A 300-nucleotide genomic window follows, 5' to 3' on the forward strand; every position below is an offset into this window, starting at 1 on the left:
CGCTTCTCGGCGACCGACTGGGTCCCCGGGGGCTGGACCGAGCAGGACACGGCGACCACGGCCTCCTGGGCGGTGGCCGCCGGCGCGGACCTGTTCGACGTGTCCACCGGCGGGATGGTCCCGGACGCCGAGATCCCGGTGTTCCCGGGCTACCAGGTCGGGCACGCGGAACGGCTGCGGGCCGCCACCGGTGCACCGGTCGGCGCGGTGGGGCTGGTCACCACCGCCGACCAGGCCGAGGCGGTCGTCGCCGAGGGCCGGGCGGACGTCGTGTTCGTCGGCCGCGAGTTCCTGCGCGAC

At 76.7% G+C, this 300-nt stretch carries 1 protein-coding gene; it reads left to right on the forward strand.

Annotated elements, in window-relative coordinates; genetic code table 11:
- A partial coding sequence (locus BIV01_RS02070) for an oxidoreductase (RefSeq protein ID WP_441294369.1) occupies positions 1-300 on the forward strand: 300 nt, incomplete at both ends.

It is taken from the genome of Curtobacterium sp. MCBA15_013 (assembly GCF_001865095.1).
GTDB lineage: Bacteria > Actinomycetota > Actinomycetes > Actinomycetales > Microbacteriaceae > Curtobacterium.